The sequence below is a fragment of the Nocardia arizonensis genome, from assembly GCF_001310275.1.
Lineage (GTDB): Bacteria > Actinomycetota > Actinomycetes > Mycobacteriales > Mycobacteriaceae > Nocardia > Nocardia arizonensis.
The window spans coordinates 1-10,326 of sequence record NZ_LGYZ01000085.1; the positions used below are offsets into that span (position 1 = coordinate 1).

At 64.8% G+C, this 10,326-nt stretch carries 13 protein-coding genes and 2 pseudogenes; 7 read left to right on the forward strand and 8 right to left on the reverse strand.

The window, feature by feature from the left end; all coding sequences use genetic code 11:
• Positions 1–58: 58 nt before the first annotated feature.
• On the reverse strand, positions 59–277 hold the full coding sequence (locus tag APZ21_RS36400) for a hypothetical protein (RefSeq protein WP_156371205.1): 219 nt from the start codon (positions 275–277) through the stop codon (positions 59–61).
• A gap of 13 nt (positions 278–290) precedes the next feature.
• Between APZ21_RS36400 and APZ21_RS36405 the strand changes: the two genes are divergently transcribed.
• Positions 291–431, forward strand: coding sequence for a hypothetical protein (locus APZ21_RS36405; RefSeq protein ID WP_156371206.1), 141 nt, complete (start codon positions 291–293; stop codon positions 429–431).
• Between the two features lie 182 nt (positions 432–613).
• Here APZ21_RS36405 and APZ21_RS34195 read toward each other — a convergent pair whose 3' ends face one another.
• The 5 genes and pseudogenes from APZ21_RS34195 to APZ21_RS34205 form a co-directional block, all read right to left on the reverse strand.
• Positions 614–868: a hypothetical protein gene (locus APZ21_RS34195; RefSeq protein ID WP_162240362.1), complete on the reverse strand. Its 255-nt coding sequence runs from the start codon at positions 866–868 to the stop codon at positions 614–616.
• A 301-nt stretch (positions 869–1,169) separates the two neighbouring features.
• Positions 1,170–1,613: pseudogene (locus APZ21_RS36410) on the reverse strand (hypothetical protein); the annotation flags it as partial.
• Positions 1,614–1,868: 255 nt separating this feature from the next.
• Positions 1,869–3,083: an MFS transporter gene (locus APZ21_RS19700; protein ID WP_054814825.1), complete on the reverse strand. Its 1,215-nt coding sequence runs from the start codon at positions 3,081–3,083 to the stop codon at positions 1,869–1,871.
• A 45-nt stretch (positions 3,084–3,128) separates the two neighbouring features.
• Positions 3,129–3,608, reverse strand: coding sequence for an RrF2 family transcriptional regulator (locus tag APZ21_RS19705; protein ID WP_054814826.1), 480 nt, complete (start codon positions 3,606–3,608; stop codon positions 3,129–3,131).
• Between the two features lie 772 nt (positions 3,609–4,380).
• Positions 4,381–4,545, reverse strand: a complete 165-nt coding sequence (locus APZ21_RS34205) for a Rossmann-fold NAD(P)-binding domain-containing protein (RefSeq protein ID WP_156371207.1) — start codon at positions 4,543–4,545, stop codon at positions 4,381–4,383.
• 110 nt (positions 4,546–4,655) lie between these two features.
• Here APZ21_RS34205 and APZ21_RS36415 point away from each other — a divergent pair.
• The 4 genes and pseudogenes from APZ21_RS36415 to APZ21_RS19715 form a co-directional block, all read left to right on the forward strand.
• Positions 4,656–4,784 (forward strand): annotated as a pseudogene (locus tag APZ21_RS36415) (IS3 family transposase); the annotation flags it as partial.
• Between the two features lie 83 nt (positions 4,785–4,867).
• Positions 4,868–5,152, forward strand: coding sequence for a DDE-type integrase/transposase/recombinase (locus APZ21_RS35690; RefSeq protein ID WP_239476723.1), 285 nt, complete (start codon positions 4,868–4,870; stop codon positions 5,150–5,152).
• The gene (locus tag APZ21_RS34215) at positions 5,152–5,322 is read left to right on the forward strand and encodes an IS3 family transposase (protein WP_239476724.1); all 171 of its coding nucleotides are present in this window, start codon (positions 5,152–5,154) and stop codon (positions 5,320–5,322) included. The genes APZ21_RS35690 and APZ21_RS34215 overlap by 1 nt, the downstream gene beginning before the upstream one ends.
• A 771-nt stretch (positions 5,323–6,093) precedes the next feature.
• Positions 6,094–7,359, forward strand: coding sequence for a cytochrome P450 family protein (locus APZ21_RS19715; protein ID WP_054814827.1), 1,266 nt, complete (start codon positions 6,094–6,096; stop codon positions 7,357–7,359).
• A gap of 154 nt (positions 7,360–7,513) precedes the next feature.
• Here the strand turns inward: APZ21_RS19715 and APZ21_RS36030 are convergent, their stop codons facing one another.
• Positions 7,514–7,642 carry a hypothetical protein gene (locus APZ21_RS36030; protein WP_275426216.1) on the reverse strand — a complete coding sequence of 43 codons (129 nt, stop codon included), beginning with the start codon at positions 7,640–7,642 and terminating at the stop codon, positions 7,514–7,516.
• Between the two features lie 238 nt (positions 7,643–7,880).
• Between APZ21_RS36030 and APZ21_RS34220 the strand changes: the two genes are divergently transcribed.
• On the forward strand, positions 7,881–8,045 hold the full coding sequence (locus APZ21_RS34220; protein ID WP_156371209.1) for a hypothetical protein: 165 nt from the start codon (positions 7,881–7,883) through the stop codon (positions 8,043–8,045).
• A 158-nt stretch (positions 8,046–8,203) separates the two neighbouring features.
• Here the strand turns inward: APZ21_RS34220 and APZ21_RS19725 are convergent, their stop codons facing one another.
• On the reverse strand, positions 8,204–8,632 hold the full coding sequence (locus APZ21_RS19725) for a hypothetical protein (RefSeq protein WP_054814829.1): 429 nt from the start codon (positions 8,630–8,632) through the stop codon (positions 8,204–8,206).
• A 233-nt stretch (positions 8,633–8,865) separates the two neighbouring features.
• On the opposite strand from APZ21_RS19725, the gene APZ21_RS19730 reads away from it, so the two are divergent.
• Positions 8,866–9,975 carry a hypothetical protein gene (locus APZ21_RS19730; protein ID WP_054814830.1) on the forward strand — a complete coding sequence of 370 codons (1,110 nt, stop codon included), beginning with the start codon at positions 8,866–8,868 and terminating at the stop codon, positions 9,973–9,975.
• The last annotated feature ends 351 nt before the right edge of the window (positions 9,976–10,326 follow it).

Genomic DNA, 10,326 nt, shown 5'->3' on the forward strand with positions numbered 1-10,326 from the left:
CTGGCGACGCGCCCGGCGTCGTGCGGCGCGTCGCCCGCGGGTTCCGGCTCGTGGCCGATCACGCGGCGGTTTCCGCGGTCGTCAGCGCGATGTCGGCCGCGCGGACGGTCTCCACCGCGCTGACACCGGAGTGGAAGACCGCGCGCACCCAGCCGGGCTCCAACGCGAGCAGCGCGAGTCCGCTTGCGGCGCAAAGTCGCACGAAATCGCCGTGATCGGTCGTGCCTTCGACGCGGAAGTAGACGATATTGGTCGCGTCGCGACCCCTGGTAGCCACCCGCCGCCGCGAGGTGGCGGACGATCTCGACCTCGGCGCCCAGGTCGGTCAACCGCCGCGCCAGGTTCTCGTCCATCACCGGATCGCTGACCAGCACGAGCCGCCGGTCGAGCAGGGCGGCCTGCATCGCCAGGGCCAAACCGAAAGTGCCTGAGGTGGTTTCCACGATCAGGGTGTCGGGACCGATATCGCCGCGCTGGACCGCCTGGCGCAGGATATAGCGTGCCGGAACGAGTTTCATCAAGGTGAAGACCGCGCCGTAGAGATTGGCGGTGAGTCGCACCACCTGCGGGCGGACGGTCGCCTCGACGATCTCCGCGAATGCGTTGGTCGATGTCATGTCGCCGACCTCACGGCCGTCGGGTCGAAGGTTGTGGTGTAGGTGATCCCCGCCGCCACAACGGCTTCCACGCACCGCTCGACGTCCGCCCACCCCGGCCGCCGCGTCGGGTCGAACAGCACGCCCGCGACCGAACCGCTGTGCGCCACCTGAACTCCCGCGGCGCCGTGCTCGGCGGCGATCTCGACCAACGTCTCCAACTCCGGCTTCTCGAGGAAGCGCTGGTTCAGGCGCGCGCTCGCGGTGGCCACGCGGCCGATGAGTCCCACGTCGCCGGTGGCGACGCCGCGCCGCGAGCAGCACGGGGAACCGGTCGAGTTCGTCGCGGTCGAATTCGGCGGGGCGCAGGGTCAACGTATCCACGGCGCGTTCGGCGCCCGCGAGGCAGCCGACCACGACCAGGGGCGGCAATTCGGCGCCGAGGTATTCCAGCACCGTGCCCTCGCGGTGTGCGAACAACACCGCCAGGTCCTCGATCATGATCGAGTCCGAGGCGTGTTCGGCGAGTACGCTCAGCTCGCCGACCTCGACCGACGACAGCCGGACGCGATAGCAGTCCGCCACGGCCCGAATCGACGCGACGACATCGCACGTCGACGCGCCCATCCCCAGACCGCTCTCCAGTGCGGTGTCGATGGTCAGGTGGCCGTCGACCTTCGCTGCGCCGGAGCGGGCGGCGCAGCGCTCTACGGTGAGCTCGGCGGCCCGGCGGGCCTTCTCCTTTCCTTGCGGCGACACCGTTACGCTCGCCGACCCCGGACCGATGTCGGCCCGGAAGCAGGCGATGCTCTCCCATCCGACCAGCGGCAGGGTGACCAGTCCGCGGTGATTCCTGCTGTCGGCCCCCGGGAACATGCCCTGGAGCAGTTCGCCGTGGTGGCCCGTCGCCGTTCCGGTGCCGGTTCGACCGAACGGCGTCCCCTTCGTAGTCGTTTCCCGCCGGCGGACGACCGTATCCAGCGGTTTATCGGTAACCGCGACGCCCGTGCTTTTCATGGCCTCCCCAATTATTCCCTCATGCGAGATCGTGACCCATTGATGTGGAAACGTGAAATCAGGCGCGACGGCTACCCGAGACAGAAGAAAATTCCGTCGCGCGCACACGGGCAATTCATTTCCGACGCCTCCCCCTTGCGGCGCGGAGATCAATCCGTAATATGAGCGTAACAACAGTGGGGGTGTCGGTCAATACGGCGGACCGGCAATTCATGTCGGCGTTCGGTCGCATTCACGTCGTTGATCCGAATACCGTCATGCTTTTCTTCCGACGAGGACGGACACCCGGAGCAGCACGAGGGACAACACCGCGATCACCGCGCCCGCGCCGAAGACGGCCGGAGCGCCGAGCGGCAGGAAAAGGCCGCCCAATACCGTTCCGGCGCCGATTCCGAGATAGATGGATGACGAATTCAGTGAGACGACCAGAGGCGCTTCCTGGGGTGCTTCGGCGATGAGTCGATGTTGTTGCGGGGGAGTCTGTGCCCAACTCGACCCGCCCCACACCAGGGCGAGGACGACGGCGAGCACGGCGACGGCGGCTTCCGCGGCGGACAGCCAGGCCAGCACGGCCAAGCCGACCGCCATCGCGACATAGGCGATGGTCAGCACCCGCACCGACCCGATGCGATCGGTGAAGTAGCCCGCGCAGATGTTCCCGATGACGGTGCCGACGCCGTAGAGGAACAGCACCATCGGCATGAAGCCGCCCGACGCTCCCACGGATTCGAAGGCGGGCACGCTGTAGGCGTAGACCGTGTAGCTCGCGGTCATGCCGAAGATCGTCAGCGACAGCACGCTCGTCACCGCGGGACGGCGCAGCACGGCCAGCCGGGTCTTCAGCGGCACCTGCGGATTTCCGGGCAGGGCGGGCATGATCAGCGAAACCCCGACGGCGCCGACCGCGCACAGCGCGGCCACCAGGCCGAGTGCGCTGCGCCACCCGAGCAATTCGCCCGCCAGATTGCCGAGCGGAACCCCGAGGGCGGTGGCGACGGTGAGGCCGCCGATGACCACCGCCAGCGCTCTGGCCCGCAGTTCGGGCCGGACGAGCGACGCGCTGACGGCGCTGGCGGTCGGGGTGTAGGCGGCGGCGCCGACCGCCGACAGGATCCTGCCGATCAGCATGACCGCGAATGTCGGCGCCAGCGCCGCGAGCAGGTTGGCCGCGCAGAGGACCAGCAGCGCGCCGACCAGCAGTCGCCGTCTCGGCACGCGCGCGGTCACCGTCGCGATGACCGGTGCGAGCGCCGCGTAGGTGACGGCGAAGGCCGTCACGCTCTGGCCCGCCATCGCGGTGGAAATATCGAGCGCGTCCGCCATGTCCGGGAGGAATCCGGCCACGATGAACGCGTCCGTACCCACCGCGAACGTGCCGAGCGCCAATATCAGAGTTACGTCGAGGCCGCGGCCTTCAGGCTTCGGATCGACAACCATCGTGTCCGCCGAAGTATTCGAAGTTTCAGACACCGTTTATTTTCCTCGCTCAGAGTAATCGGGTCATGAATTCAATGTTCAGTTACCGGAGCGGGCAAACCATTGTGCGGCGGCGGCCGCGGCGCCGGTGGGCGCTTGGAGCGCAAGGTCCGCCAGGGTGTGCGAGGCGAGTTCTTCTCGCCAGTTCAGTTCCGCCCGGCGGACGGCGCGGGAAATGCCGCAGGGCTGCACGAAATCCGAGGGCGGCCGGTCGGCTCCCATGCCCTTTTTCCGGATTTCGGTGCAGTGGAATGCCTCGTCCGGGCCCTCGATCGCAACGACGACGTCGAGCAGTGTGATCTCGGCGAGCGGGCGGGCGAGGCGGAACCCGCCTTTGGCGCCCGCCGTCGAGGACAGGATGCCCGCCCGCGAGAGTGCCTGTAGGCACTTGTTCAAGTAGGCCGTCGGCAGCTCGAACGCCTCGGCCAGTCTGGAGGTCGGCACTGCCTGTTCGCCGCCGAGCCACCCGATCAGCAAGCAGCAGTGGGCACCCCACTCCACACCTTGGCCCATCCGCATAATCTGGATACTACACGTCCAGATAGCAGCCCTCAATCACCGGGTTTCGTGAACCGGTTATCCGCCGACCGCTGGCGCATGGCGGAGGTTCGGGCCGCGACGTTGGCAATGCCGATGTCCCTGAGGAGGCCGCCGAGAGTGTCGGGGTGCTTGGGCTGGCCAGCTCGTCGACCGGGGAACAACTGTCGGCAACTCCTGAAGACTGACCCCCTGGCGAATTCATCGCGAGCATATGCTCGGCGAACCGGAGGAGTTCGGGCCGGATTCGCCCGGTGCCGTCATCGAGAAGTTCGGTGAGACGGTCGGAGAAGGTGCAGCGGGTGCAGAGGCGGCCGCCGTGGAGTTTGTCTTCGCGGTTGTAGCGAGCACATCGGTAACCAGTGCTGAATCCGGCGCAGTCGGTGCAGATCGGTTCCCGCGAGGCATGGTCGATGCCGGGAAGGATCCATTGCGGGGAGTGCGGGCGTGGGCTGAGTCCGGACGAATTCGCGACCTCGACCGGATAGCGATCGGAGATGTACGGGGCCATGAGCGCAGAGGAGCGGGAACGGTTGCGGGAGGACGGGGCATGGACGGTGCCCCGTCCTCCCACCGCCCGGCGCGGGCGACTCAACGTCCGGCCGGGAAGTGACTGGTTCGACCTCCGGCCGAATTCGGTGGCTGTCCTATCGGTTTCGGTATTTCACGGTGCGCGCGGCGGGCCGGGCGGCGCGCTGGAACCGTTGCGTCGTGGTGTCCCGTTCGGTTTCGTGTTCCTCGGGTACCGATTGTCTCACCAGGGGTAGGTTCCCCCGTTCTCGTTGAGGAATACCCCGGTCGCGTCGTTCTCGGGTGTGATGATCTGTCGTGCGATGTGGATGCCGCCCTCGGCTGCGCTGATGACGCCGGTGTGGTTGTTGAGATCGGTGGCGCAGAACCCGGGGGAAAGCGCGTTCACGGTGATGCCCTCCGCGCGCAGGGTATGGGCGTAGATCAGGGTGACGGCGTCGTGTTCTGGGCATCGCGTTCTCGACCTATTACAGGTGGCTGGCCCGAATCGAGCGACTGTTGGCCGAGATCGTCGAGGTTCATACCAGTTCCGGCGGCACCTACGGCTCGCCGCGGGTGCATGCCACGCTGGCCCGGCGCGGGATCTACGTGGGTCGCAGAGGGGTCGAACGATTGATGCGCCAGGCCGGGTTACAGGGTGGTTCCTGCGCCGGAGATGGCGAATATCCTCGACTCGTCAGGACCGGCGCGCAACGCCGGCACCGGATCTGGTGCAGCGCGACTTCACCGCTGATGCGCCGAACAAGTTGTGGGTCGCCGATGCCACCCGCATCCCGACCGGAGAAGGTGTGTTCTGGCTGGCCGCGGTCCCCGACGCGTTCTCCAAGGGCGCCCTGGGATACGGCATCTGGTCCCGCGATATCCGCGACGGACAGTTGATCCATCACTCCGATCGCGGATCGGCCTACACGGCTTTTCGGTTCGCGAATCGGTTGGCCGACAACGGGATCGACAATCGATGGGATCGGTCGGTGAATCCTACGATAACGCGCTGATGGAGAACTTCTTCTCCACTCTGAAAACCGAACTGGTCTACCGCAACTCGTGGCGCAGTCGCGAGGAGGCCCAGAACGCCCTGTTCGCCCATATCGACGGGTGGAACTCGTTCGAAGTGACGCAAAGGCGACAGTGGCCGCTTTCTTCGATGCACTTGAGGAACGCATGAAATGAGCAGGCCGTGATGCAACCGCTGCCATTGTCGCCGCGAATTGCCTGCGAATCGCCGCATCGAGCGCTCGATAGATGATGTCGATCGAGACGGCGGGCTCGTCAGTGCCCATGATCCGAATGACATCGTGCCAAGGCACAGGAGTCTGACCAAGGCGCCCGCGCAGCCAGTCGCGGTTGTTCGAGGCCCCTGTCCTGCCTACTCGGTGCGGCATCGACGGCTGCGCGGCTGATCAAGTGGTGGCCATGGAAAGGTCCGTTGCCGACCGCTGCCACACCGACCGCTGCGGCGCGTCAGAACCGCCGCTGGAACGTCCGCAGACTGCGGCAATCGGACACACAACCCAAAACGGGGGGTTTGCGTGGGTCAGGACTTCAGAAACAGGTCGGGCCCGGTCATTGACCGGGCCCGACCTGCTATTTCTGTGGAGTTAAGGGGACGCGAACCCTTGACCCCCACACCGCCAGGCACCTACCATCCCCCTGACGGCTCGTCCCGCTCCGTTCACGGCAATTCACCTCTCGCACCCCGATCTTGCACATGACTGCGTCACGTGGTTGGAGGTTTAGTGGACAGCGGCCACGGCTAACCTGTAGGGGGCTTCCTGGTTCACCCGATCGAAACTGCTCGACCTCTCGCTGATGCACTCCTGATTGATTACTCGTTCCGGACGGCATCGCGCGCAAGTCAGATCGTTCGCCGAAAGGACTGAGGGACTGTGCACTACATGGATTCGAGCTCGGCCGCCTTTTCACCCGGCGGTAGGTGGTGACCGGCGCGATGGAAATCCTCGAACTGACCGACGACTTCTACCAGGATCCGCATGCGACCTACCGGGCGCTGCGTAAGCGCGGTCCCCTGCACCGAATTCGATTGGACGGTGTACTCGGCTGGTTGATCGTCGATCACGAGGTAGCCAAACATGCCTTCGCGGAGCCGACCATCAGTAAACGCATCGGGTCGCCCGAGGGACAGGCTGTGCTGGCCAAAAACGGTGCTGCCGAGTTGTTCAACACCGCCATCAGCGACAACATGTTGTTCGCCGATCCGCCACAGCACACCCGGCTGCGCCATCTCGTGGCCAAGGCATTCGCCGGTCCCGCCATCCGCGATCTCCAGCCGAGAATCACCTCGATCGCCGACACCCTGCTCGATGACATCAGCGCGCGAACAACCGTCGACCTCATCGACAGCTACGCATTCCGGCTGCCGACCGCGGTGATCTGTGAACTGCTCGGAGTTCCCGACGCCGACAAGGAAGAGTTCCGCTCGTGGACCGCCGTCGTCGTCAGCGACTCGGCCACGATCGAGGAACGCACCGCCGCCGGGGTCAGCTACTTGACATACCTGACGAAGTTGATCGCCGAACGCACCGACGACCCCCGCGACGACCTACTCTCCCAACTGATCATCGCGAAAGACCACGAAGACCGCCTGGACGAACACGAACTCATCGCCATGCTGCTCCTGCTGTTGATAGCCGGGCATGAGACCACCGTCAATCTCATCGGCAACTCGGTACTGGAGCTACTACGCGATCCGGCAACGGCCGAGCGGTTGCGCACCCACCCCGAAGCAATACCCGCCTATCTCGAGGAGATCCTGCGCTGTCACGGGTCGTTGCACGTGGCGACGGCTCGCTACACCACCGCCCCGATCACACTGGGCGGTACGGATATCGACGCGGGCGAATTCATCCTGATCTCGCTCGCCGCTGCCAATCGCGACCCGGCGCGGTTCGCCGACCCGGACCGGATCGACCTCGAAAGACCCGAAAGCCGGCACATTGCCTTCGGACACGGCATCCATCACTGTCTCGGCGCCACCCTGGCCCGCGTGGAGGCCACCACCGCGATCTCACGACTGCTGGCCAAGTTCCCGGAGATATCGCTCGACGGGGAATTCAGCGATCTGACGTGGCGAAAAAGCCTCCTGATCCATGGCTTGACCAGCCTGCCGGTCCGACTGGCCGCACCCACTGAATCTCATCCCGTGTCCAGCGCCGACGCGGACCGCTGCCCTTTGTTGGTCTGACCCCAGTCGTCACGAATTCCATTCGAAGCCGAGTATTTCGCTACCGGGCAAGGCTCGCGCTCGCGGCGTCCTTCACCACCCTGCCGACGTGGTCGCAGCCCGAAACATCCGAGCCCGCAAGCACCGACCACGCGGCCCAGGAACTCAACCAGTACTACAGTCTCAGCACGACGTTCGCATTGTTCCAGGCGACGGTGTGTGCCGACATGGAATCCAAGGTGGGCGGGACGTTCTCCTGGAACATCGGGGGGACTACCGCGAGCTGTTCAGCGGTCTCGGCCACGGGGCGAAGGCCCAGGTCGACGCGCTCTGCAAGCAGGCCGGGCTGAGCATCGAGGACGACTTGGACGCGCTCCAGGCCGCCCCCCGGGTCGAACCCAGCGATCCCCAGGCGATCACCAAGATGAACGAATTCGCCCCGACCGGCGCCTCGCAGGTACCGATCCTGACCGTGCACACCACCGGGGACGACGCAGTCTTCACCAGCCTGGAATCGATCTACGCGGAAAAGGTGCGCACCAATGGTGATGCCGCGCTACGACAAGAAGCTCGCCGAGGGCAAGTCGCCGAAGCAAGCCAAACGTTGTCTGAAGCGGCGCCTGGCCGACCTGTGCTGGCGGACCATGATCCGAGACGAAAGACGTCCCACATCAGCCGCACTGACCGACTCCGCCGAAGCCGCTTGACAAATACAGAGGAATCACGAGTTGGGGACCAGCTTCGGTTTCTAACCCGCGCCGGTCGGCATGGTGGTTGTTGAGCGTAGTAGGCGGTCTCGTATCCGGCCGGGGTCAGGTAGTCCAGCCGGGCGTTGTTGTACGGATGGGACCCCGTCACGCCGACTTCAGCCGCGCATCCATCCGTCGCGGTTCCTGCGTGCGAAGTAGGCATCATCGGCAGCTTCGATTTCCTCCTCCGAGGATCGCCGCTGTCGATTGTTGAGGGATGGTTTCGTCTGGAGGGGTTGAATTCGGCCGCGAATGCGCGGATCGGAGTTCTCGATCAAGCGGTCGACCGAGGTTTTCGCGACTGCTCGCGCTTTACGATGGCAATCGAGCAGCACGTTGGTGAGTTGATTGCTGCTCCAGCGCATGGCATCGGGAGCGATGTGGAGGTTGGTGATGTCGCCACTTGCGTCGACATCGATGAGGACACCGTGCACTTCACCGCGACCACGCACCGCCGCTACGTCCTCGGCCAGTCTGGCACCGATGTCCCGGATCTCGGCAAGTTCGCGTTGAAGTCGGCGCTCCCAGTCTGCTATTTCGGTCACTATGACCGCCTACGGGGTTCAGCGGGATCCGAAATGGCCACCGTCTCGGCCGCCGAGGACGAATGTGGGTCCAGACCCGCGATCGTGGTCAACCGTGACTGATTGCCGCCCAGTGCCGCCGCACCGTCCTGGTAAACCACTTCTCGGTTCTCCTCGATCGGCAGCGATGTCCGCCTCGACCGGAAATACCGAAATTGACCGTGATCAGGCAACATTTGATCTAGATTCGGCGGATGGCAGACCAGGTCATCGCGCACGACGGGTTACTGTGGAAGCCCCGGCCTGGGGCGACAGCAACAGCAGAGCAGTTCGTCTCGGCGCGGACTCTCATCGTCGCACTCCATGCCGACAGTCGTTGGAACCCCTGGATCCTCGAGGACCGCGCCGACGAATACGCCTCCGCCACCGAGATCTTCAAGCAGTGGACGCGCGCCGAACCGGACTTCGAACCGCGAACCGCCGCTGACATCGATGCCGGGATGGAGGAATGGGACAGGGAATGGAAGGCAGAACGGGAGCACCTGGAACAGGTACGGAAATCCCGGATCCCGCAGTTCGACCACGCTCGCGAGACAGCCCGGCTTCGCCTCCTCGAAGCGCAAGCGCAGCTGACTCATCACCTCGAGCAACGCGATGGGCTCGCCTCCGGAGAGCTGTTCCCGAAGATGCCCCAGAAGAAGCGCGCCGACGACATCGCCGAATGTTCGCAACGAATCGGCGTACTGGAGACCGAACTGATCGAACTCCAACAGCTCCTCGGTGACCCCGAAACCGTGGTCGACGAATACGGACAACTTCCCGCCGACCGACGGCGCATGTCGCTGACCCGGTTCCAGTTGCGTCGCGAGCAACGGGTAGGCGAACTGCGGGAATCGACGTGCCGGGCGGAGGCCGAGCTGGCGACCAAGGGACTCGACCGCGCGGCACGCAACAAGATCCGACAGACACTGAACAAGGACCGAGGGGAACTCGACGCGCTCGTGGCCGTACCGCCCATGCACGCGGACAGCATGTGTTCCGAATGCGCGACTCCTATGACTTGGCACGGTTTCGTGATGTCTGGGCACCTCGCTCGGTACCAAGGCCCTTGCCCGGCCTGGCCGCGCTGGGCGCAACACATCGACGGTGTACGAAAAGAATTTTGGGCTCTGGCCGCTGCCAGGCGCGAAAAAGAGCCGGAAGCTCCCAAACCGCAACCGATCGCGGTTCTTCCGTCGAAAATGTCGATAGCCGAGGTGATCGAACGCCTCACTCGGATCCAGTCGGAGCACCCCGACGCAGAGGTTCGCCGGGGTTCGCGCAACAAGTGGGAAATCTGGCCCGCCACCGTCGCCGAGCGGTGACCACCGCAGGCCCGTTCGGCGACCATCCAGCATCGCCGATATGTCAGCAACTGCGACGCCGTACGGAATCGCAGTAGGGTAACGGCCCTGATGGACCAACTCCACAAAGCGAGAGTGGGCATATCAACGGAACTGACCGAGGAAGCCGGTTAAGAGCTCCTAACAGGTTCGGATAATTGGCATTGACTCCTGTTGCAGTGCAGTATGTTTCGTCGTGGCAGCACCGTCGATCGTGGACGACCAGTTGTGGGCAGTGATCCAACCGCTACTCCCGGAGCGGGCACCGGGAACGCCGGGTCCGGCGCGGATGGACGACCGGCTGGTGTTGCAGGGGATCTTGTTCGTGCTGGT